At 71.0% G+C, this 22,942-nt stretch carries 19 protein-coding genes and 1 pseudogene; 18 read left to right on the top strand and 2 right to left on the bottom strand.

What is annotated here, in order from left to right:
• The first annotated feature begins 61 nt into the window (after window positions 1-61).
• A complete protein-coding gene (locus tag ACHMXE_RS33195; protein ID WP_395348254.1) occupies window positions 62-2,533 on the top strand; it encodes a TonB-dependent siderophore receptor in 2,472 nt (823 codons plus the stop codon).
• Between the two features lie 20 nt (window positions 2,534-2,553).
• On the opposite strand, the gene ACHMXE_RS33190 is transcribed toward ACHMXE_RS33195, so the two are convergent.
• Entirely contained in the window at window positions 2,554-3,471 is a 918-nt protein-coding gene (locus tag ACHMXE_RS33190) for a LysR family transcriptional regulator (RefSeq protein ID WP_203205095.1), read from the bottom strand.
• A gap of 254 nt (window positions 3,472-3,725) precedes the next feature.
• On the opposite strand from ACHMXE_RS33190, the gene ACHMXE_RS33185 reads away from it, so the two are divergent.
• The 4 genes and pseudogenes from ACHMXE_RS33185 (at window position 3,726) to ACHMXE_RS33170 (ending at window position 8,650) form a co-directional block, all read left to right on the top strand.
• Complete coding sequence (locus ACHMXE_RS33185; protein ID WP_395348253.1) at window positions 3,726-4,703, top strand: tripartite tricarboxylate transporter substrate binding protein; 978 nt, start codon at window positions 3,726-3,728, stop codon at window positions 4,701-4,703.
• Window positions 4,704-4,742: 39 nt separating this feature from the next.
• Window positions 4,743-6,255: pseudogene (locus ACHMXE_RS33180) on the top strand (M81 family metallopeptidase).
• A gap of 116 nt (window positions 6,256-6,371) precedes the next feature.
• Complete coding sequence (locus ACHMXE_RS33175; protein WP_395348252.1) at window positions 6,372-7,163, top strand: alpha/beta fold hydrolase; 792 nt, start codon at window positions 6,372-6,374, stop codon at window positions 7,161-7,163.
• A 35-nt stretch (window positions 7,164-7,198) separates the two neighbouring features.
• A complete protein-coding gene (locus tag ACHMXE_RS33170) occupies window positions 7,199-8,650 on the top strand; it encodes an HD domain-containing phosphohydrolase (RefSeq protein WP_395348250.1) in 1,452 nt (483 codons plus the stop codon).
• Between the two features lie 4 nt (window positions 8,651-8,654).
• Here ACHMXE_RS33170 and ACHMXE_RS33165 read toward each other — a convergent pair whose 3' ends face one another.
• Window positions 8,655-9,269 carry a MarR family winged helix-turn-helix transcriptional regulator gene (locus tag ACHMXE_RS33165; RefSeq protein ID WP_395348248.1) on the bottom strand — a complete coding sequence of 205 codons (615 nt, stop codon included), beginning with the start codon at window positions 9,267-9,269 and terminating at the stop codon, window positions 8,655-8,657.
• 170 nt (window positions 9,270-9,439) lie between these two features.
• On the opposite strand from ACHMXE_RS33165, the gene ACHMXE_RS33160 reads away from it, so the two are divergent.
• The 13 genes from ACHMXE_RS33160 to ACHMXE_RS33100 all read left to right on the top strand — a co-directional run bounded on the left by ACHMXE_RS33160 (window position 9,440) and on the right by ACHMXE_RS33100 (window position 22,929).
• Window positions 9,440-10,465, top strand: coding sequence for an ABC transporter substrate-binding protein (locus tag ACHMXE_RS33160; protein WP_395348246.1), 1,026 nt, complete (start codon window positions 9,440-9,442; stop codon window positions 10,463-10,465).
• Window positions 10,466-10,502: 37 nt separating this feature from the next.
• Window positions 10,503-11,588: an ABC transporter ATP-binding protein gene (locus ACHMXE_RS33155; RefSeq protein ID WP_395348245.1), complete on the top strand. Its 1,086-nt coding sequence runs from the start codon at window positions 10,503-10,505 to the stop codon at window positions 11,586-11,588.
• A complete protein-coding gene (locus ACHMXE_RS33150; protein ID WP_203205102.1) occupies window positions 11,585-12,436 on the top strand; it encodes an ABC transporter permease in 852 nt (283 codons plus the stop codon). The genes ACHMXE_RS33155 and ACHMXE_RS33150 overlap by 4 nt, the downstream gene beginning before the upstream one ends.
• Window positions 12,433-13,233, top strand: a complete 801-nt coding sequence (locus ACHMXE_RS33145) for an ABC transporter permease (protein WP_296778607.1) — start codon at window positions 12,433-12,435, stop codon at window positions 13,231-13,233. Before ACHMXE_RS33150 ends, ACHMXE_RS33145 begins: the two co-directional genes overlap by 4 nt.
• Before the next feature lie 33 nt (window positions 13,234-13,266).
• Window positions 13,267-14,091, top strand: coding sequence for a polysaccharide deacetylase (locus tag ACHMXE_RS33140; protein ID WP_057589642.1), 825 nt, complete (start codon window positions 13,267-13,269; stop codon window positions 14,089-14,091).
• Complete coding sequence (locus ACHMXE_RS33135; protein WP_395348244.1) at window positions 14,088-14,852, top strand: SDR family NAD(P)-dependent oxidoreductase; 765 nt, start codon at window positions 14,088-14,090, stop codon at window positions 14,850-14,852. The genes ACHMXE_RS33140 and ACHMXE_RS33135 overlap by 4 nt, the downstream gene beginning before the upstream one ends.
• A 10-nt stretch (window positions 14,853-14,862) precedes the next feature.
• On the top strand, window positions 14,863-15,624 hold the full coding sequence (locus tag ACHMXE_RS33130) for an SDR family NAD(P)-dependent oxidoreductase (RefSeq protein WP_395348243.1): 762 nt from the start codon (window positions 14,863-14,865) through the stop codon (window positions 15,622-15,624).
• A 22-nt stretch (window positions 15,625-15,646) separates the two neighbouring features.
• Entirely contained in the window at window positions 15,647-17,023 is a 1,377-nt protein-coding gene (locus ACHMXE_RS33125; RefSeq protein ID WP_395348242.1) for an amidase, read from the top strand.
• Window positions 17,024-17,058: 35 nt separating this feature from the next.
• Window positions 17,059-18,048, top strand: a complete 990-nt coding sequence (locus tag ACHMXE_RS33120; RefSeq protein ID WP_395348241.1) for a Bug family tripartite tricarboxylate transporter substrate binding protein — start codon at window positions 17,059-17,061, stop codon at window positions 18,046-18,048.
• A 22-nt stretch (window positions 18,049-18,070) separates the two neighbouring features.
• On the top strand, window positions 18,071-19,510 hold the full coding sequence (locus tag ACHMXE_RS33115) for an amidase (RefSeq protein ID WP_395348239.1): 1,440 nt from the start codon (window positions 18,071-18,073) through the stop codon (window positions 19,508-19,510).
• Window positions 19,511-19,535: 25 nt separating this feature from the next.
• Window positions 19,536-20,105, top strand: a complete 570-nt coding sequence (locus ACHMXE_RS33110) for a DNA-3-methyladenine glycosylase I (RefSeq protein ID WP_395348238.1) — start codon at window positions 19,536-19,538, stop codon at window positions 20,103-20,105.
• Window positions 20,106-20,216: 111 nt separating this feature from the next.
• The gene (locus tag ACHMXE_RS33105) at window positions 20,217-21,329 is read left to right on the top strand and encodes a CaiB/BaiF CoA transferase family protein (protein ID WP_395348237.1); all 1,113 of its coding nucleotides are present in this window, start codon (window positions 20,217-20,219) and stop codon (window positions 21,327-21,329) included.
• A gap of 40 nt (window positions 21,330-21,369) precedes the next feature.
• Window positions 21,370-22,929, top strand: a complete 1,560-nt coding sequence (locus ACHMXE_RS33100) for a long-chain-fatty-acid--CoA ligase (protein ID WP_395348235.1) — start codon at window positions 21,370-21,372, stop codon at window positions 22,927-22,929.
• The last annotated feature ends 13 nt before the right edge of the window (window positions 22,930-22,942 follow it).

Genomic DNA, 22,942 nt, shown 5'->3' with positions numbered 1-22,942 from the left:
CTTCTCGCGTGTGAAGCCTTGAGGAACAGCCACTTCACACCTTCTTGCGAGATCTCTCCTCATGGCCCGTCGCCCTCCGTTCTTCTTCGATTCCCGCATCGCGCGCGCGGTGCATGGCGCCTTGCTCGCCACGGCCTGCGCCGCCGGCGGCAGCGCGGCCCAGGCGCAGGGCACCGACGCCACGGCCCAGGCCGAACAGCCCAGGAGCTACAGCATCGCCGCCGGCCCGCTCGACGACGCGCTCGCCAGCTTCGCCGCCGCCGCGGGCCTGAGCCTCACGATGCCGCCGGCCCTGGTGCGGGACAAGCGATCGCCGGGCCTGCAGGGCAGCCATGGCGTGCGCGAAGCCTTCGCGCGCCTGCTCGCGGGCTCGGGGCTCGAGGCCGCCGGCGGCGTGGGCGGTGCCTACGTACTGCGCCCGGCCGCGGCCGACACCGGGAGCGATGCCGCGGGCGCCACGCTCGCGCCGATCACCGTCACCGCGGCCTCGGTGCGCAGCGCCACCAGCGAGGGCACGCACTCCTATGCCGCGCCGCTGCTGACGATCGGCAAGGGCGAGCAGGCGGCGAAGGACATCCCGCAGTCGGTCAGCGTGCTCACGCGCCAGCGGCTCGACGACCAGGGCCTCGTCGACCTGCGCGACGCGGCCAATGCCGTCACCGGCGTGGTCGGCGTGAAGGGCGTGGGGCCGGGCATGGTGCTGTCGTCGCGCGGCTTCCAGATCGACGCCTGGCAGTACGACGGCGTGCCGGTGCCGCGCAACTGGTACTCGCTGGGCAACTGGGCCACCGAGGCGCTGGTGTTCCACGACCGCCTCGAGGTGCTGCGCGGTGCCGCGGGCCTGCTGCAGGGCACGGGCAGCCCGGGCGGCGCCGTCAACCTGGTGCGCAAGCGCGGCCAGTCCGAGAAGACGCTGGTGCTGACCGGCAAGGCCGGCAGCTGGAACCACTACGGCGCGCAGCTCGACGCGGGCGGGCCGCTCAATGCCGAGGGCACGCTGCGCGGGCGCGTGGTGCTCGACGAGGATCGCAGCCACTCGTTCACCGATTTCGTCTGGAGCCGCACGCGTTCGCTCTACGGCGCGATCGACTACGACCTGTCGCCCGACACCACCCTCGGCCTGGGCATCAGCCAGGTGAAGGGCAGCGGCCGCCCCATGCTGCGCGGCTTCCCGCGCTATCCCGACGGCAGCGACATCGGGCTGCCGCGCTCGGTGTACACCGGCGCCTGGTGGAACCGCCACGACAGCGAGCAGACCACGCTCTATGCCGACCTGGAGCATCGCTTCAACGCGAACTGGAAGCTCAAGGCCTCGGCGCTGCGCATGAACGAGCGCAATGCCTCGCAGCACCAGCGCATGCACGGCAACGTGCAGCCCGACGGCAGCGGGCTGAGCTTCGCCGACTGGGACAACCTGTTCGATTCGAAGAAGGCCGGGCTCGACGTCTACGTGCGCGGCCGCTTCGAGGCACTGTCGCTGGAGCACGACCTGACGGTCGGCGCGAACTACGCCAAGTACACCTCGAAGGACCGCTTCGGCCGCCGCTTCACGAGCGGCGGCAACATCTTCGCGCCCGACCACTACCGGCCGGCGCAGAACTACGAGACCATCCTCGCGGCGGGCGGCACCCAGAGCCACACCGCGTACGACATCAGCCAGTCGGGCCTGTACGGCAGCTGGCGCGTGAAGCTCGCGGAGCCGCTGACGGCGATCCTCGGCGCGCGCGCGAGCTGGTACGACTACCTCTACGCCGACCGCACCCGCGACACCCGCAGCACCGTGAGCACCAACGCCAGGATCACGCCCTATGTCGGCCTGGTGTTCGCGCTCGACCGGCAGTGGTCGGCCTACGGCAGCGTCACCGAGGTGTTCGAACCGCAGTCCGAGCGCGCGCTGAACAACGAGCCGCTCAAGCCGATCACCGGCCGCAACTACGAGCTGGGCCTGAAGGGCGAGCTGATGGACGGCCGGCTCAATGCCTCGCTGGCCGTGTTCCGCTACGACCACCGCAACCGCGCCGTGACCGATTACGACAACGGCTACGCCTGCGACGACTGGTACTGCTACAAGTCCTCGGGCAAGGTGCGCAGCGAAGGCTTCGAGGCCGAGCTCAGCGGCGAGATCGCGCCACGGCTGCAGCTCACTGCCGGCTACACCTACAACACGACCAAGTTCCTCGAGGACCCCGACAACCAGGGCCAGGTCTTCAGCCAGTGGACGCCGCGCCACATGCTGCGCGTGTGGAGCGACTACCGGCTGCCGGGCGCATGGAGCCGGCTCAGCGTGGGCGGCGGATTCACGGTGCAGAGCAGCACGCTGGGCTACGACCGCTCGTTCAAGGTGCCGGGCTTCATGGTGTGGAGCGCGCGCGTGGCCTACCAGGCGACGCCCGAGCTGAGCCTGGCGCTCAACGTCTACAACGTGTTCGACAAGCGCTACTACATCCCGGCCTTCAACGAGACCAACGGCAACAACAACTACGGCGACCCGCGCAACCTGATGTTCACGGTGAAGTACACGCCGAAGCTCTGAACTCCGTGCGATGAGGCGGCTCAGCGGGCGCTGAACATCGAGAAGCGTTCGCGGATCTGCTCCAGCAGGTAGGCCGCCGCCGCCGACAGCGGCCGTCCGTCGCGCACGACCAGCCGCACCTTCGCCTTGCGGCACAGTGCATGCGCGAGCGGCAGCGCGACCAGCTGGCCGGCCTCGATCTCGGCCGCGGCCGCGAGACCCGCGCCGACGAAGCTCACGCCGTCGGTGGCGCGCACGAAACGCTTGAGGCCGGCCACCGAGTTGCTGCAGAAGGTGGGATGCAGCTTCACGTGCTCGGCGTAGGCGAGCAGCTCCAGCAGCCGGCCGACGCCGTAGCCCGGCGGCATCAGGCCGAGCGGATAGTCCATCACCTGTCGGATGTTCAGCGGGCCCGCGAGCCCGGCGAGCGGATGGCCGTGGCGCACCAGCAGCTTCATCGGCGCGGCGGCGCTCGCCGCGAACCGCAGCCGCGCATCCGACTCGGGGTTGTAGGCCACGCCGATGTGCGCGGCATCGTCGGCCAGCGCCTCCATGAGATCGCTGACCGGCAGCGCGTCGACCGTCACCGACAGCCCGGGATGCGCGGCGCAGAAGGGCGCGACCACCTGGTCGAGCAGCCCGTCGATGAAGCCCTCGCTCGCGACGATGCGCACGCTGCCCGCATCCATCGACTCGATGGCACGCAGCCGTTCGCCCAGCTGCTCCTGGTGCGCCTGGCAGCCGCGCCAGTAGTCGACCAGGTGCGTGGCCGCATCGGTCGGCGCGACGCCGCGCGCCTGCCGCTCGAACAGCACCACGCCGATCTCCTCCTCCAGCAGCGCGATCTGCCGCGTGATGACCGACGGCGCCGTGTTGAGCGCATCGGCCGCGCCGCGGATCGAGCGCTGAACGAAGACCTCGCGGAAGTAGCGCAGGCGTTTCTGGTTGATCTCGCGCATGGCGGTGGCTCCTTTGTGCGTTGCTCGATGGGCAACGAAGTGCGTCGGAAATTGCTGTTGCTCGAACTCATGCTAGCCCAAACAATTTGCCGCATGCATCGCGTGGATGCAGCGAGGCGGTACCGGGCGAGCCGCTTACTCGATGACGTTCCCGAGCCCGCTTCGAACCCACCGGAGAATCCATGACATACACCTGTTCGCGTGGCGGAGCCCATCGCCCGGCCCGTGCCATCTCACGCTCCATGGCCCGCTCCATGGCCCGCGTCGTGCTCCTCGCCGCGGCGGCCGTCGCGTCCGTCGCCTCGGCCTGGGCCGAGACCTTTCCCTCGCGCCCCGTGACGATGCTGGTGGCGTTCCCGCCCGGCGGGCCGGCCGACGTGCTGGCGCGCGCCATGCAGCCGGCGATGGCCAAGGCGCTGGGCCAGCCGATGGTGATCGAGAACCTGCCGGGCGCGGGCGGCGCGCTCGCGGTGCAGCGCATGCTGAGCCGGCCCGCCGATGGCTACACGCTGATCATGGGCTCGCCCAACGAGGCGATCCTCGCGCCGCTGTCGAACGCATCGGCGAAGTACAAGCCCGAGGAGCTCGCGCTGCTGGCGCCGATCTCCAACCATCCGCTGGTGGTGATGGCGCGCAACGACCTGCCCTACGGCTCGCTCGAGGAGCTCATCGCCGCCACCCGCAAGCCCGGCGCGCAGAGCCTGAGCTTCGGCAGCCCGGGCCACGGCTCGATGTACCACATCGTCTCGGAGTACCTGGCGCAGGCCACCGGCGCGCGCCTACTGCAGGTGCCCTACAAGGGCGCGACGCCGATGCTGCAGGACCTCGTCGGGCAGCAGATCGACATCACCATCCTGCCGAACCTCGGCGCCTCGATCCAGCTGCTCGAGAGCCGCAAGATCAAGGCCCTCGAGGTGCTCGACACCCGGCGCATGCCCACGCTGCCCGAGGTGCCCGCCATCACCGAGAGCGGCATCGCGCGCAAGAGCGAATTCGTCCATTCGGTCTGGCTCGCGGTGATGGCGCGCGCCGGCCTGCCCGACGACCGGGCGCGGGTGTTGCTGGCCGCGTCGCAGCAGGCGATCCAGTCGCCCGAGATGGCGAAGGCGCTGGCGCAATCGGGCGTGCAGCCGATGAAGCCGCAGCCGCTGGCCGAGTCGGCGCGCTTCTATGCCGACGAGACCGCGAAGTTCAAGAAGATGGCGCGCTCGATCCAGCTCGCCGCGCAGTGAGCGCACCAGCCACCGAAGCACAAGCACCGAAAGCCTCCCGTGAGAATCCTCGTCGCCGGTTTCCAGCACGAAAACCAACACCTTCGCCCCCACCGTCGCGTCCTACCGCAGCTTCGTGAACGGGGAGGACTTCCCCGCCATGGCGCGCGGCGGCGCCATCCTCGAGCTGCTCGGGGTCAACCTGCCGGTCAGCGGCTTCATCCGCCATGTGCGCAATGAGGGCCACGAGGTGCTGCCGGTGATCTGGGCCGGCGCCGGCGCCTCCGCGCACGTCACGACCGATGCCTACGAACGCATCGCGGGCGAGATCGTCGAGGCCGCGAAGATGGCGCGCTTCGACGCCATCTACCTCGACCTGCATGGCGCGATGGTCGCGCAGCACCTCGACGACGGCGAGGGCGAGCTGCTGGCGCGCGTGCGCGCCGTGGTGGGGCCGCGCATGAAGATCGCGGTGTCGCTCGATTCGCATGGCAACGTCACGCGGCGGATGCTGGCGCTGGCCGATGGCGTCGTGGCCTACCGTACCTATCCGCACGTCGACATGGCCGACACCGGCCGCCGTGCGGGCGAACTGCTGCTGGCGCTGTGCGCCGCGGACCGGCCGGCGCATTGCGCGGTGCGGCGGCTGCCGTTCCTGATCCCGGTCAACAGCATGTCGACCATGATGCAGCCCGCGCGCGGCGTCTACGACCTGCTCGAGACGCTGGAGCAACGCGACGGCGTGCTCTCGCTGTCCTTCGCGCCGGGCTTCCCCGCGTCCGACTTTCCCGAATGCGGGCCGGTGGTCTGGGGCCATGGCTTCGATGCCGAACGCACCGAGCGCGCGGTCGATGCGCTGTTCGACCGCATCGCGCATCCCGAGGCGCAGTGGGCCGTGCGCTTCGAGACGCCCGAGGCCGCCGTGGGGCGCGCGATGGCGCTGGCCGCCACGGCTTCGCGCCCGGTGATCCTGGCCGACACGCAGGACAACCCGGGCGTGGGCGGCGATTCGAACACCACCGGGCTGCTGCGCGCGTTGCTCGCGCTGGGCGCGCGGGAGGCCGCCATCGGCCTGATCTGCGACCCCGCCGCGGCCGCCGCCGCCCACGCGGCCGGCATCGGTGCCCGCATCGACATCGCGCTGGGCGGATGCCCGCAGGTGCCGGGCGATGCGCCGCTGCGCGCGCGCTTCGAGGTCGAGGCGCTGGCCGACGGGCGGCTGGTGTATGGCGGGCCGATGTTCCATGGCAAGCAGGCCGAGCTCGGGCCGATGGCATGCCTGCGCATCGACGGCGTGCGCGTGGTCGTGAGCTCGGCCAAGGCGCAGCTGCTGGACCGCAACATGTACCGCGCCGTCGGCATCGAGCCGGCCGCGATGAAGATCCTGGTCAACAAGAGCTCGGTGCATTTCCGCGCCGACTTCGCGGCGATCGCGCACGAGATCCTCGTGGTGCGCGCCCCCGGTCCGTTCATCGCCGATCCGGCCGACCTGCCTTGGACCCGGCTCGGCCCCGGCATGCGGCTGCGGCCCGAGGGGCCGGTCTTCGGCGGCGCGCCACCGGCGCAGGCCTGAGCGCCGGGGTGGAGGAGGGGAGCGGGGGCGGCGCGATCGGACATTCGTCCAATGGCGCGAAAAGACGCCGCGGCCGACAGTAGCGGCTCCCGTCACTTCCTTCCAGAGACCCTCCCATGAAGCACTTCCAACGCCTCCAGCTCGCCGCCGCCCTCGCCGTCGGCCTCTCGTTCTCCGTCACGGCCGCCAGCGCGGCGGGCCCGGCCGCGGCCGTCGCCACCAGCGCATCGCCCAGCGTGGTGCTGGTGCACGGCGCCTTCGCCGACGGCTCCGACTGGGCCAAGGTGATCCCGCTGCTGCAGGCCAAGGGCGTCGACGTCGTCTCGGTGCAGAACCCGCTGACCTCGCTCGAGGACGACGTGGCCGCGGCCAAGCGCGCCATCGATGCCCAGCCCGGCAAGGTGGTGCTGGTCGGCCACTCGTGGGGCGGCACCGTGATCACCGAGGCCGGCGGCAACGACAAGGTCGCCTCGCTGGTCTACGTGGCAGCCTTCGCGCCCGACGCGGGCCAGAACTCGGGCGAGCTCGGCAAGGACTATCCGGCGCCGCCCGGCTCCGCGCACATCGCGGCCGATGCCTCGGGCTTCCTGCGCCTCACGCCCGAGGGCATGAGCAAGCATTTCGCGCAGGACCTGCCGGCCGCGACCACGCGCGTGATGGCCGTGACGCAGGGCGCGATCCAGGCCAAGGCCTTCGAGCAGAAGGTGTCGGCCGCCGCCTGGAAGACCAAGCCCTCCTGGTACATCGTCAGCAGCGCCGACCACATGATCCAGCCCGCGCTGCAGCGCGACATGGCCAAGCGCATCGGCGCGCACGTGACCACGCTGAACACCAGCCACGTGCCGCAGCAGTCGCAGCCCGCGAAGGTGGCCGAGGTGATCCTGGACGCGGTGCGCCAGTCGAAGTAAGGTGCCGGCGCCCGCCGCCTACCGGATCCATTGCCTTGCAGCCCATCGCCCACGTCCCGCTCTTCGATGCCATCAAGGCGCTCGCCTTCGTCGGCGACCTCAGCATGGGCCAGCCCATCGACCATTCGGCGCGCGTGGCGTGGATCGCCGCGAGGCTGGCGCAGGCGATGGGCCGGGACGAGGCGGCGCAGGGACACGCGGCCTGCGTCGCGCTGCTGCGCTGGTCGGGCTGCACCGCCAACGCGCCCGAGTTCTCCGACCTGCTCGGCGACGACGTCGGCGGGCGCCGCGCGATGCTCGCGACCGCCTCGGCCCGCGAAGCGGCGGCCTTCGCGGGCACGGTCGGCTCGCTGGCCGAGATCCATTGCGAGGTGTCGGGCGAGATCGCGCGCTTCCTCGGCCTGCCCGAGGCGGTCGAGCGGCCGCTGCGCCACATGTTCGAGAACTTCGACGGCAGCGGCAAACCGGCGGGCCTGGCCGCGCCGCACATCCCGGAGGCGGTGTACCTGGCCACGCTCGCGGGCGATCTCGAGATCTTCTCGCGCACGCATGGCCTGCAGAGCGCGCTGCGCCAGATCGACGAGCGCGCCGACGGGCGCTATCCCGCGGCGCTGGTGCAGGTGGCGCGGCAGCACGCGGTCGACTGGCTGCACGCGCTCGACCAGGGTGCCGCGGCCGAGCTGCAGGCACCCGAGGGCGCGCTGCGCGACGCGCTCGCGCCGCTCGAGCTGATCGCCGACGTGATCGATCTCAAGCTGCCGTGGATGACCGGCTTCTCGCGCCGCGTGGCCGAGGCGGCCGCCGCCTGCGCCGCGGGCCTGGGGCTCGATGCCGCGGCCTGCGAGCAGGTGCGGCGCGCGGCGCTGATCCACGGCATCGGCCGCGCCTCGGTGCCGAACGCGGTCTGGGATTCGCCCAAGCTGCGCAGCGAGGCCGACAAGGAGCGGCTGCGCCTCGTGCCCTACTGGACCGAGCGCGCCGCGCGCCGCATCGAGACCTTGCGCTCCGAGGCCGAGATCGCCTCCTTCGTCGACGAGCGGCTCGATGGCTCGGGCTTCTTCCGCGGCGTGAAGGGCGCGGCGATCGGCACGGCCGAACGCGTGCTGGCCGCGGCGGTGCACTGGGTGCTGCTGCACACGGGCGCGCCGGGCCGGCCCGCGCTGGCGGCCGAGGAGGCGCAGGCGCAACTGCGTTGCGAGGCGGAGCAGGGCCGGCTCGATGCGGCCGCCGTGGCCGCGTTGACCGGCCGCGCATCGGTGGCAGCGAAGACGCCCGCCGAGGAGGCCGAAGCCAGCGCCTTGCTCTCGTCGCGCGAGGTCGAGGTGCTGGGCCGCATCAGCCTCGGCGAGAGCAACAAGGAGGCGGCGCGCACGCTCGGCATCAGCCCGAGCACGGTGCGCGCGCACCTCGAGAACATCTTCCGCAAGCTCGGCTGCACTACGCGCGCGGCCGCGACGCTCAAGGCGATGACGCTCGGGCTGCTCTGAGGCGTCAGCCCGGCTCGGGGCCGGTCTCGGGCGCGTTGCCCGTCATCATCTGGCTCAGCAGGCCGGCGAGCGCCTCGCGCTGGCCGGTGTCGAACATGCGCAGCAGATGCAGCTCGGCGGCGGCATGCTTGGGCATCGCCTCGTCGGCCAGCCGCATGCCCTTGGCCGTGAGCTTCACCAGCACGCCGCGGCCGTCGTCGGGGTGGATCGAGCGCTTGACCAGCCCTTCCTGCTCGAGCCGCTTGAGCAGGTTCGACAGCCCGCCCGAGGTGAACAGCAGCGTGCTCTGCAGCCGCGAGGGCGACAGCCGATAGGGCGCGCCGGCCACGCGCAGGGTCGCGAGCACCGCGTACTCCTGGTACTTGATGCCGAAGGGCTGCAGCACTGCGTTGATGGTGCGCAGCACCACTTCCTCGAGCCGCAGCAGCCGGCCGACCACCGCCTTGCCGCTGCTGTCGATGTCGGGCCGCTCGGTGCGCCATTGCCGGATGCCGCGCTCCACGAGGTCGGCGCCGGTCGCGGGTTGCAAGGCCTCGGGCGCGGCAACCTCGAGCGCTTCGCGCGCCTTGGCACCGCGGGGTCGCGGCGGGCTCTTCGATGCATCGTCCTTGTGCTGCATGGCGTCCTTTCGATGGCGATTTCCGTGCGTTCGCGATGCGTCTTGGTGCATCGCGCGGCAGCGGGTTGGTACCTATCTTAAATGCCTTGCGTTTATCTTTTGCAAAAGATAAAGTGAATCGCATCGCGCTTCGATCCCCTCCAGCCTTCGCTCTCACAGGAGTCGCTTCCATGAAAACCGCGCTCGCACGTTGCCTGTCCCTGGGCTTTGCCTCCTTGCTGATGTCGGGTGCGCTGCACGCCGAGGAGCTGGTGGTCGGCATCTTCGGCGGCTCCTTCGCCGACGACTCGAAGACCTGCCACATCGCCTCGTTCGAGAAGAAGACCGGCGCCAAGGTGGCGCTCAAGCTCGGCAGCTCCTCGCAGTTCGCCGCGGCCATCCGCGCGACCGGCGGCAAGTCCGACTTCGACGTGGTCTACATCGACAACTCGCTCGCCGCGCAGCTCAAGAACGAGAAGCTGCTCGAGACCATCGACAAGTCGAAGCTCGCGAACGCCGCCGACATCTCGCCGCGCGCGCTCGACAAGGACGGCCAGTACATCGTGTTCATGACGGGCGCCACCGTCATCGTCTACGACACCAAGCAGATCAAGACCCCGCCCACTTCCTGGGCCGACCTCGCCAGGCCCGAGTACGACGGCCGCCTCGCCATCGGCGACATCAGCGGCACCTCGGGCTCGCAGTTCCTGATGGCGCTCAACCGCATGAAGGGCGGCGAGCTGGGCAACATGGACGCCGGCTTCGCGGCCGTGAGGCCGATCGCCAAGGCCTCGGTCACGCTCTACACCCAGGCCGACCAGATCGTCTCGCTGTTCGAGCGCCAGGAGATCGCCGCCGCCGTCTGGTATCCCGACCGCGCGGGCTCGGCCATCGACAAGGGCCTGCCGCTCGCGATCGTCTATCCGAAGGAAGGCGCGGTCGGCATCCTGCCCGCGCTCGTGATTCCCAAGGGCGCGAAGTCGCCGGCGCTCGCGCTCAAGTACATCGACGAGGTGCTGTCGAAGGAAGGCCAGGCCTGCTTCGCCGAGCGCAAGTACGCGGGCCCGGTCAACACCCAGGTCAAGCTCAGCGACAAGGCCGCGAAGATCGTTCCGTACAAGGAGACCTTCGACAAGCTCTGGCTGCCCGATCCCGAGCAGGTCGCGAAGTCCATGCCCGAGTGGACCCGCCGCTGGCAGCGCGAAGTCGCGCGCTGAGCGCCGCCGCCTTCGTTCCCACGATTCCGTACGCCCAATGCCCGCACTCACGCTGGAGCGCCTCGAGAAGCGCTACCCCGGACACGTCGCCGCCTCCTCGGTCTCGCTGTCGGTCAACGACGGCGAATTCATCTCGCTGCTCGGCCCCTCGGGCTGCGGCAAGACCACGGTGCTGCGCATGGTGGCGGGCCTGATCGAGCCCACGGGCGGCCGCATCCTGATCGATGGCCGCGACGTCACCGCGCTGCCGACCAACAAGCGCAACATCGGCCTGGTGTTCCAGTCCTATGCGCTGTTCCCGCACATGAGCGTGTTCGAGAACGTCGCCTTCGGCCTGCGCCGCCAGGGCGTGCAGGGCGCGGAGCTCACGCGCCGCGTCGAGCAGGCGCTGGCCAGCGTGCGCCTCTCGGCCCTTGGCGACCGGCTTCCGCGGCAGCTCTCGGGCGGCCAGCAGCAGCGCGTGGCGGTGGCGCGCTCGATCGCGCCGCGCCCGAGCATCCTGCTGTTCGACGAGCCGCTGTCCAACCTCGATGCCGCGCTGCGCGACGAGATGCAGATCGAGCTCAAGCGGCTGCAGCGCGAGGTCGGCATCACCACGCTGTTCGTCACCCACGACCAGGGCGAGGCCATGTCGATGTCCGACCGGGTCTGCGTGCTGGCCCATGGCGTGGTGCAGCAGTTCGACACGCCCGAGGCCATCTACCACCGCCCGGCCACCGGCTTCGTCGCGAGCTTCATGGGCCGGCCCAACCGCCTCGGCGGAAAGCTCGCGCGCGCTGGCGGCGCCGCCACCACCGTGCAGTTGCGCGACGGCCCGGTGCTCGCCGTGGCCCAGGCCGAGGGCATCGCCGATGGCGCCGCGGTCGACGTGGTCGTGCGCCAGGAGGACATCCGCTTCCTCGGCACGCAGGATTCCTCCGACGCCGCGAACCTGCCGCGCTACGAAGCCCGCGTCGCGATGCGCTCCTTCGTCGGCTCGCGCGTGCAGTACCTGCTGGCCCTCGGCGGCATCGAGCTGATCGCCGAGGCCGCCACCAACGGCCCGCATGCCGGCCTCGAGGTCGGCGCGCCGGTCGGCGTGGCGATCGATCCGCGCCATGTCTACGTGAACGCCGCGGCATGACATCGCGCCACACCGCCGGCGCCTTGCTGGCCTCGCCCCTGCTGCTGGTGCTGCTGCTGGCCTTCGTCGCGCCGGTGCTGCTGATGGTGCCGCTGAGCCTGCATCCCTACGTGCCCGGCAGCGGCATCGCGAGCGGCTGGACGCTGGCCAACTACACCAGCATCCTCACCGACGAGTACTACCGCGAGGTGGTGCTGCGCACGCTGGTGCTGGGCTTCGGCGTCACCGCGATCTGCCTCGTGCTCGGCTATCCGCTGGCCTACTACATCGCCAACGCGGGCCCGCGCATGCGGCTCGCGCTGACCATGCTCGTGATCTTCCCGATGCTGCTCAACCTGGTGGTGCGCTCCTTCGGCTGGATCGCGCTGCTGGCCAACCGCGGCCTCATCAACAACCTGCTGATCGACGTCGGCCTGATCGAGCGCCCGATCCGCATGATGTTCAACCTGTTCGGGCTGCTGGTCGGCATGTCGCACATCTTCCTGCCCTTCATGGTGCTGATGCTGGTGCCCGCGATCCAGGCGATCCCGAAGGACGTGCAATCGGCCGCCTACACCCTGGCCGCGAGCCGGCTGCGCGTGTTCTGGTCGATCACGCTGCCGATGAGCGCGCCCGGCATCCTCTCTGGCTCGATCCTGGTGTTCGTGCTGACCATCAGTGCGCTGGTCACGCCGCGCATGCTCGGCGGCGCCACCTACAAGGTGATGGCCACCTTGATCTACGACGACTTCCTGCAGACGCTCGACTGGCCGGCCGGCGCCGCCATGTCCTTCGTGCTGACCGCGCTCACGCTGGCCGTGATCGCGCTGTCGAGCCGGCTGCTCAAGCGCTGGGGAGGCCAGGCATGAGCACCTCGACCGAAACGCAGCGCCAGGGCCTGGGCCTCGCCGCCACCGCCATCGCGGTGGTCGTGTTCCTGCAAATCCCGGTGCTGGTGGTGGTGCTCGCGGCCTTCAGCAAGACCGCCTACCTCACGATCCCGCCCAAGGGCCTGACCCTGCACTGGTTCGAGGTGGTGCTGCGCGATCCCGAATACCTCTCGGCCGCCTGGACCAGCCTCTGGCTCGCCGCCGCCTCGACCGCCGCCGCGCTGGTGCTGGGCCTGATCGCCGCCTATGCGATACACCGCCGCATGGTGCCGGGCGCGGCCGCGCTGACCTCGCTGTTCATGGCGCCGCTGGTGCTGCCCTCGGTGGTGCTCGGCGTGGCGCTGCTGCAGTACTACACGATGACCGGCCTGCGCGGCAACTCGCTGGGCCTGTGGCTCGCGCACGTGGTCATCACCGTGCCCTACGTGGTGCGCGCCAGCCTCGGCAGCCTGGCGGCGGTCGACGAGTCGCTGGAAGACGCGGCGCGCGTGCTCGGCGCCGATGGCTTCACGAGCTTCCGGCTCGTCACCCTGCCGCTGGTCAAGCCCGGCCTCGTGGCCGGCGGCCTGTTCGCCTTCATCACCTCGCTCGACAACGTGCCGGTGTCGGTGTTCCTGCTTTCGGCGAGCCAGACCACCCTGCCGGTGAAGATCTTCACCTCGGTGGAGCAGGGCGTCGACCCCAGCGTCGCCGCGGTCTCCACCCTGCTGATCGTGGCCACCGGCATCGTGCTGCTGCTGGCCGAACGCTGGACCGGCTTCCACAAGCACGTCTAGACCCTTCTTCCTCTTCTTCCCCAGGACTTCGCGATGCCCACCACGAGCAAAGGCTTCCCGCTCATGCTGACCTTCGACCTCGACGCCGAGACCATGTGGACCGGCCGCGATCCCGCCAACGCGCAGCGGCCGATCCTGATGTCGCAGGGCGCCTACGGCTGGAAGGTCGGCATGCCGCGCATCCTCAAGCTGCTGGAGCGCTACGGCATCCACTCGACCTTCTTCGTGCCGGGCGAGGTGGCCGAGAAGCATCCCGAGCTGATGCGCGAGGTGATCGACCGCGGCCACGAGGTGGCGCACCACAGCTACAGCCATCGCTGGATCGTCGGCCTCACGCCCGAGGAGGAGCGCGAGGAGATGGAGAAGGGCCTCGAGGTGCTGACGCGTTTGACCGGCAGCCGCCCGCGCGGCTGGCGTTCGCCCGCGGCCGAGTTCAGCGCCATCACGCTCGACCTGATCAAGGAGTACGGCTTCGACTACTCCTCGAACTTCTTCGACGACGACTCGCCCTACCTGCTCGAGATCGGCGGCCAGCGCACCGACATCGTCGAGCTGCCGTTCCGCTGGGTGCTCGACGACGCACCCTTCTTCCAGTACTCGATCACGCTGCCCGGCCGCACCCTGCAGGCGCCCTCGGCCGCGCTCGAGGCCTGGAAGAGCGAGTTCGACGTGCTGCATGCCGAGGACCGCATGATGATGGTCGGCATGCACCCGCAGATCATCGGCCAGCCCTCGCGGCTCAAGGTGCTCGAGGGCCTGATCGAGCATGCGCTCGCGCATTCCGACGTGTGGATCGACCGCTGCGACCGCATCTCCGACGACATGCGCCCGCGCCTGCAGGCCGCGGTGGCCGCATGAATGCCGCCGCCACCCCGGCGCCGCGCCACCTGATCGTGAGCGGCGGTGCCAGCGGCATCGGCCTCGCGGTCGCGCGCATGGCGGTGGCGCGCGGCGCGCGCGTGGCGCTGCTCGACCGCGACACCGCCGCGCTCGCCGACGCCGTGCGCCGGCTCGGCGAGGCGGCGCTGGCACTCGAATGCGACGTGAGCGACGCGCCGGCCGTGCGCACCGCGGTGGACCGCGCCGCGCAATGGCTGGGCGGCGTCGACGCGCTGGTCAACTCGGCCGGCATCGATGCGCTCAAATCGCTCGAGGCCACCAGCGACGAGGAATGGGCGCGCGTGCTGGCCGTCAACCTCACCGGGCCGATGCTGGTGTGCCGCGCCGCGCTGCCTCACCTGCGCGCGGCCGGTGGCGGCAGCATCGTCAACATCGCCTCGGGCGCCGGCCTGCGGCCGCTGCCCAACCGCACCGCCTATTGCGCGAGCAAGGCCGCGCTCATCATGTTCGGCAAGTCGCTCGCCATCGAGACCGCGGCCGACGGCATCCGCGTCAACGCGGTTTGCCCGGGCGCGATCGACACGCCGCTGTTTCGCACCAGCTACGAGAACGCCGACGATCCCGAGCGCGCGCTGGCCGAGATCCGCGAGCGTTACGCACTGGGCCGCATCGCCGCGCCCGAGGAGGTGGCCGAGGCCGTGCTCTACCTCAGCGGCCCGGGCGCCAGCTACATCACCGGCACCGCGCTCGCCGTCGACGGCGGCCGCACCTTCCACTGAAAGGCCCGCGATGACATTCGACAGGCGCGTGGCAGTGGTCACCGGGGGCGGGCAGGGCATCGGCGCCGCCGCGGTGATGGAGTTCCTGGGGCGCGGCGCGCGCGTCGCGGTGCTCGACCTCGATTGCGCGCCGCTCGACGCGCAACTCGCCGGCGACGGCGTCGCGCCCGGCCTGGCCTCGCGCTGCCTGCGCGTGAGCGGCGACTGCACCGATGCGGCGGTGGTCTCGGCCTTCTTCGACCGCGTGGAATCGGCCTTCGGCCCGGTCGACATCCTGTTCAACAACGTCGGCCAGAGCGCGCGCGAGCGCGGCGCGCCCTTCGTCGAGTCGCGGGAGGAGGTCTGGCGCTTCGTGCTCGAGGTCTCGCTGCTCACCGCCATGCGCGCCTCGCGCCGCGTGGCGCCCGGCATGAAGGCGCGCGGCTTCGGCCGCATCGTCAACATGAGCACCGACGCGGCCTTCGTCGGCGACGTGGGCCTGGCCGACTACGCGGCCGCCAAGATGGGCGTGGTGGGCTTCACGCGCTCGCTGGCGCGCGAACTCGCGCCGCATGGCGTCACGGTCAATGCCGTGTGCCCCGGCGCGATCCGCACCCGCGCGCACAACCGGCTCAACCCCGAGGTGCTCGCGCGCATCGTGGCCGACACGCCCGCGGGCTTCATCGGCACGCCACGCGACGTGGCCACGGCCGTGGCCTTCCTGGCGGGTGACGACGCCCGCTTCATCACGGGCCAGACGCTGCTGATCGACGGCGGCCGCTGGATGCTCTGACTTCCGACTTCGAGGAACGACCATGGACTTGATGGACCACGGCGCCGTGGCGCTGGCCGCGCTGGTGCGGCGCAAGGAGGCCTCGCCGGTGGAGATCGTGCAGGCCGCGCTCGCGCGCATCGAGGCGCGCCGCGAGCTCAACGCCTTCATCACCGTGACCGCCGACGGGGCACTGGCCGCCGCGCGCCGCGCGGAAGCGGCCGTGATGGCCGGCGAGCCGCTGGGCCCACTGCATGGCATTCCCTATTCGGTCAAGGACCTGACACTGACGGCCGGCGTGCGCACCACCATGGGCTCGGCCATCCACGAGGACTTCGTGCCGAAGGACGACGCGGTGGCAGTGGCTCGCGCCAAGGCCGCGGGTGCGATCCTGATCGGCAAGACCCTCACGCCCGAGTTCGGCCACAAGCAGGTGCCGACGGCGCCGCTGTTCGGCCGCACGCTCAATCCCATCAACCCGGCCTACACCCCCGGCGCCTCGAGCAGCGGTGCCGCGGCCGCGGTGGCGGCCGGCATGGGGCCGCTGGCGCTGGGCACCGACGGCGGCGGCTCGATCCGCATTCCCGCCGCCTGCTGCGGCATCGTCGGCCTCAAGGCCACGCTCGGCGTGGTGCCGCATCTGCAGGCGCCCGACCTCTATTCGGCCAACTCCTTCACCGGGCCGATGGCGCGCGACGTGGCCGACACCCGGCTGCTGTTCGAGGCCATCGCGGGCTTCGACGCGCGCGATCCCTGGGGCGCGGGCAGCGCGCCGCCGCGCCGTGCCGCGCCCGTTTCGCTGCGCGGCCTGCGCGTGGCCTGGCTGCCGAGCGCGGGCAACCGCGTCGATCCCGAGGTGGAGGCCATCGCGGGCGCGGCCGTGCAGGCGATGGCGCGCGAGGGCGCCAGCGTCGAGACCGTGCAGCTCGATTTCGTCTCGCTCGAGAAGCATTTCCTGGTCGTGCTGCAGTCGCTGCTGGCCGCGCGCGTGGGCGCCAACCTCGAGCGTTTCGGCGACCGGCTCGATGCCTCGCTGATCGACGCGGTGCAAAAGGGCCGCCGCCACACGGCCGTCGACCTGCACGAGGCCACCTTCGCCAAGACGCGTTGCTTCAACGAGCTGCAGGCGCTGTTCGAACGCTTCGACGTGCTGGTGTCGCCCACGCTGTCGGCGCCGCCGCTGCCCATCGACATGGATGTGAGCGGCGAGATCGAGATCGCCGGCCGGCCCGCGGGCACGGTGCGCGGTGCCTGGTATCCCTACACCTACCCGATGAACCTCACGGGCCATCCCGCGCTGTCGATGCCCTGCGGCCGCAGCGCCATCGGCCTGCCGATCGGCCTGCAGCTCGTGGGCCGCTGGTACGACGACCACTACCTGCTCGATGTCGCAGCGCTGGTCGAGCAGGCGCTCGGTTGAGCGTTCCTCTTTCTTCTTTCACCGCGAGGTCTTCCATGCCGTCCTTCCTCCGCCGATCCCTTGCCGTCGCGGCCTTCGCGGCCTGCGTCCTTCCGGCTGCCCAGGCCCAGTTGCCACCGGGCCTCGCGGGCGGCAACCTGCGCATCGTCGTGGGCTATGCCGCCGGCGGCGCGGCCGACACGGTCGCGCGCCTGTATGCCGAGCAGCTCAAGGACGCGGGCTTCGGTAGCATCGTGGTCGACAACAAGCCCGGCGCCTCCGCGCGCCTAGCCTGGGACACGGTCAAGAAGGCCAAGCCCGACGGCCTCACGCTCTACCTCGCGCCGTCGCCGCTGCTCACCATCCTGCCGCTGACCTACAAGACGCCGGGCTACGACGCCGACAAGGACCTGGTGCCGGTCGCGCTGCTGGTCGAGATTCCCACCGCGGTCGTCACCGGCGCCGGGCAGCCCTACAGCTCGATGAAGCAGTACGTCGAATGGGCGAAGAAGAACCCGAGCAAGGCGACGCTGGGCCTCGCGACCATCGGCAGCTCGGGCCATCTCGGCGCCTTCGCGCTCGCCAAGGCGCAGGGCTTCGAGCTCACGCCCGTGGCCTATCGCGGCGCCTCGCCGATGCTGATCGACGTGGTCGGTGGCGAGCTGTCGATGGGCTGGGACGCGGCCGCCAGCATGATGCCGCTCTACAAGGGCGGCAAGATCAAGTTCCTGGGCTTGAGCGGCGACAGGCGGCTGCCGGCCTTGCCCGACGTGCCCACGGCCAAGGAGCAGGGCTTCGGCGAGTTCGTCGCGGCCACGAGCTGGTATGCCGTCTATGCGCCCGCGGGCACGCCGGCCGCCGTGCTGTCGGCGCTGGAGCGCGGTTTCCTCGCGGCGGCCGCCAAGCCCGAGCTCGCGCGCAGCCTCGAGGCGGCCGGGCTGGTCGCCCATGCCGAGGGCCGCGCCGAACTCGCGCAGCGGGCGCAGCGCGAGCGCAGGAACTGGGAGCCGATCGTCAAGGCGGCCGGCATCGTCATCGACGAATAGCACGCACGAAGGCTCGATGTCCATGTCCACGATCTCCGACGATTCGCTCTTCTTCACGCCCGCGACAGAGCTGGCCGGCCTGATCCGCGCGCGCCAGCTCTCGCCGGTCGAGCTGGTGACGGCGGTGCTCGCGCGCGCCGAGCGCCTGCAGCCCACGCTCAACTGCTTCATCACCCTGACGCCCGAGCGCGCCCTGGCCGAGGCCCGCCACGCCGAGGACGCCATCGCGGCCGGTCGGCCGGTCGGCGCGCTGCACGGCATTCCGTTCTCGGTCAAGGATCTGGTCAACACCGAGGGCGTGGCCACCACCTTCGGCGCCGTGATCCACCGCGACAACGTGCCCGCCGAAGACGCCGTGAGCGTGGCGCGCCTGCGCGCCCAGGGCGCGATCCTGATCGGCAAGACCACCACGCCCGAGTTCGGCTCGGGCCCGCTGACCAACTCGCCGCTGTTCGGCAGCACGCGCAACCCGTGGAACCTCGCGCGCACCTGCGGCGGTTCGAGCGGCGGCGCCGCGGCCGCGGTCGCCGCGGGCATCGCGCCGCTCGCGGTCGCCACCGACGGCGGCGGCTCCACGCGCATTCCGGCCGCCTGCAACGGCGTGGTCGGCATCAAGCAGTCGGTCGGCGTGATCCCGCACAGCCAGGCGCAGGACCTCTACGGCAACCAGACCTACGTCACGCCGATGACCCGCACCGTGGGCGACACCGCGCTGATGCTGCAGGCGATGGCCGGGCCGTCGCCGGTCGATCCCTGGTCGATCGGCCTGCGTTCGCACGACTACGTGGCGGCCGCGGCGAATACCGGCGACCTGCGCGGCCGGCGCGTGCTGTGCTGCGCCGCGCCGCCGGGCCGGCCGGTGTCGGCCGATGTGGCGCGCAACTTCGAGGCCGCGCTGCGCACGCTGAAGGACCTGGGCGCGAGCATCGAATACTTCGACGGCGAAGGCTTCGAGGTCGAGCCGATCTGGCGCGCGATCAACCACACGGTGTGGCGCGCGCGCTTCGGCCCGCTGGTCGAACGGCATCCCGACAGCTTCAGCGAGACCTTCCGGCGCCAGGTCGAATCGGCGGCCGGCGTGAGCGGCGTCGAATACCAGGAGGCGATGTTCGCCCGCTCGCAGCTGTTCAAGCGCGTGCAGGCGCTGTTCGAGCGCGCCGACCTGCTCGCGATGCCCACGCTCATGCGCTCGGCGGTGGCGCTCGAGCAGGACCTGTTCGCGCCGCTCGACATCGATGGCCAGCCGTACGAGAACGTGCGCGCGCACTGGTATCCGTGGACCATGCCCTTCAACATGACCGGCCATCCAGCGATCAGCCTGCCGAGCGGTTTCGGCGGCGACGGCATGCCGCTGGGCCTGCAGCTCGTGGGCCGCTTCCAGGACGACGCGGCGCTGCTGGGCGCGTCGGCGGCCTTCGAGGCCGCCACGGGATACGCCGCGCGGCGGCCCGAACTTGCTTGAGGAGGGCCGCCGATATCATCGGCGCATGAAGCAACACACCCGCTGCAGCTGGGCCGAGGGCGATGCCCTGATGAGCGCCTACCACGATGCCGAATGGGGCGTGCCCGAGCGCGATCCGCGCATGCTCTGGGAGACGCTGATGCTCGAGGGCTTCCAGGCCGGCCTGGCCTGGATCACCGTGCTGCGCAAGCGCGACACCTTCCGCGAGGCCTTCGCGGGCTTCGATCCGAAGAAGGTCGCGCGCTTCGACGAGAAGGACATCGAGCGGCTGATGGGCAACCCCGGCATCATCCGCGCGCGCGCCAAGATCGAGGCCACCATCCGCGGCGCCCAGATCTACAACGAGATGGAAGCGCGCGGCGAGAGCTTCACCGACTTCTGCTGGTCCTTCACCGGCGGCAAGGTGATCAAGAACGACGGCAAGACGCGCACCGTGTCCTCCGAGCTGTCCGAGCGCGTGTCGAAGGAACTCAAGAAGCGCGGCTTCAAGTTCGTCGGCCCGACCATCGTCTATGCCTGGCTGCAGGCGGTGGGCATCGTCAACGACCACGACGCGGCCTGCTTCCGGCGCGCGCAGGTCGCCAAGGCGGGCTGAGCGGCTTTTCTCGTCGCCTCTATCGTCTCTTCCGACGATGCGGCACCCACCGGGCCGCGACAAGATCGTTCTCCACACAGACCAGGCCGCCCGCGGCCAAGGAGACGGACGATGCCGGGCCCATTGCAAGGATTGCGCGTGATCGAGATGGCCGGCCTCGGCCCCGGTCCCTTCTGCGCGATGCTGTTCGCCGACATGGGCGCCGAGGTGCTGCGCATCGAGCGGCCCGGCACGCCGCGCAACCCCCACGACATCCTCGCGCGCGGCCGCAGCCTGCTGCAGATCGACCTGCGCGCCGAGGGCGCGGCCGCCACCGTGCGCGACGCCATCGCGCGCGCCGACGTGCTGATCGAGGGCTTCCGCCCCGGCGTGATGGAGCGCCTGGGCCTCGGTCCGGCCGACTGCCTCGCGCTCAACCCGCGCCTGGTCTACGGCCGCATGACCGGCTGGGGCCAGCATGGCCCGCTCGCGCAGGCGGCCGGCCACGACATCAACTACATCGCGCTGAGCGGCGCGCTGCACGCGGTCGGCCGCGCGGGCGAGCCGCCGGTGCCGCCGCTCAACTACGTCGGCGACTTCGGCGGCGGCGCCATGTTCCTGGCCTTCGGCATCCTCGCGGCGCTGCACGAGGCCAAGGCCTCGGGCCAGGGCCAGGTGGTCGATGCCGCCATGACCGACGGCGCGGCGCTGCTGTCGGCCATGATGTACGGCTTCAAGGCGGCCGGCCAGTGGAGCAACCAGCGCGGCGAGAACATGCTCGACGGCGGCGCGCCTTTCTACGACACCTATGCCTGCGCCGACGGAAAGTACGTGGCCATCGGCGCCATCGAGCCGCAGTTCTACGCGCTGCTGCGCGAGCGCTGCGGCATCGCCGACGACCCGGTGTTCGACGCCCAGATGGACACCGCGCGCTGGCCGCTGCTCAAGCTGCGCATGGCCGACCTGTTTCGCACCCGCACGCGCGACGAATGGTGCGCGCTGCTCGAGGGCAGCGATGCCTGCTTCGCGCCGGTGCTCGACTGGGACGAGGCGCCCGCGCATCCGCACAACGTGGCGCGCGGCACCTTCGTCGAGGTCGACGGCATGGTGCAGCCCGCGCCCGCGCCGCGCTTCAGCCGCAGTGCGCCCAGCGTGCCTTCGGCCGCGCCGCGCGAGGAGGGCGCGGCGCTGCTGCGGCGCTGGGGCGTGGGCGAGGATGCCGCGCCGTCGCTGCGCGCGGCCTGAGCGCCGCCCGCGCACGCATCGGCAAGACGCAGGAGGCCCCATGTACCTGACCCAGTCCCTTCACAAGGGTCGCCGCGAGAAGGGCGAGGCCACCGCCATCGTCAGCGGCGCGCACCGCCTCGGCTTCGGCGAATTCGCCGACCGCGTCGCGCGGCTCGGTGCCGCGCTGCGGCAGCTCGGCATGGCGCGCGGCGACCGCGTGGGCATGATGAGCCTCAACTCGCACCGCTTCGTCGAATACTTCTTCGGCACCTGGTGGGGCAGCGGCGTCGTCAACCCCGTCAACATCCGCTGGAACCCGAAGGAGGTCGCCTACTCGCTCGACGATTGCGACACCCGCATCCTGCTGGTGGACGACCTGTTCGCGCCGCTGGTCGGCGAGCTGCGCCGGCTCTCCACGTCGCTGCGCACCGTGGTCTATTGCGGCGAGCGCGAGGTGCCCGAGGGCATGGTCGGCTACGAGGCGCTGCTGGCCGGCACCGGGGCCATCGACGACGCGCCGCACACCGGCGACGAGCTCGCGGCCGTGATGTACACCGGCGGCACCACCGGCCGGCCCAAGGGCGTGATGCTGAGCCATGGCAGCCTCTGCATCGATGCGCTGGCCACCGTTGCGGCCCTGCCGCGCGATGGGCACGAGGCGGTCTCGATCGTCGCCGCGCCGATGTTCCACGTCGCCGGCTGCGGCATCGCGATCCAGAACCTGCTGCGGCTGGTGCCCATGCACGTGGTGCCGATGTTCGACGAGCTCGCGGTGCTGGACACCCTGCAGCAGGCGCGCGTCACCGAGATGTTCCTGGTGCCGACCATGATCAAGCGCGTGATCGAGCATCCGCGCTTCGGCGAGTTCGATCTGTCGCGGCTGAAGCTGCTGTTCTACGGCGCCGCGCCCATCGACGCCGCGCTGCTCGACCAGGCCATGTGCGCGCTGCCGGCCACCGCCTTCGCGCAGGTCTACGGCATGACCGAACTGTCGCCCGTGGTCACGGCGCTGCCGCCGCGCTGCCATCTGCCGGGCCCCGATCGCGAGCGCCTGCTGCGTTCGGCCGGCACGCCGATCGCCATCGCCGAGGTGCGCATCGTCGACGGCGAGGACCGCGAGCTGCCCGCGGGCCAGGTCGGCGAGATCGTCGCGCGCGGGCCGATGGTGATGCAGGGCTACTGGAACAAGCCGGCCGAGACCGAGGCCGCGCTGCGCGGCGGCTGGATGCACACCGGCGACGGCGGCTACATGGACGCGCAGGGCTTCGTCTTCGTGGTCGACCGCATGAAGGACATGATCGTGAGCGGCGGCGAGAACGTCTACTCGGCCGAGGTCGAGAATGCCATCGCGCAGCTGCCGCAGGTGCTGATGTCGGCCGTGATCGGTGTGCCCGACGACCAGTGGGGCGAACGCGTGCATGCCGTGATCGTGCGGCGCGAGGGCATGGCGCTCGAGGCCGAGGCCGTGATCGCGCACTGCCGCGCCCAGATCGCGAGCTACAAGTGCCCGCGCAGCGTGGAGTTCCGCGATGCGCTGCCGCTGTCGGCCGCGGGCAAGCTGCAGAAATTCCAGCTGCGCGATCCCTACTGGGCCGGCAAGCAGCGCCGCGTGGGTTGAAGCCACGCACAGA

The sequence above is a fragment of the Variovorax sp. UC122_21 genome (assembly GCF_044056785.1).
Lineage (GTDB): Bacteria > Pseudomonadota > Gammaproteobacteria > Burkholderiales > Burkholderiaceae_C > Variovorax.
The sequence above is the reverse complement of the archived record's forward strand: the minus strand, read 5'-3'. Positions and strand labels throughout refer to the sequence as shown.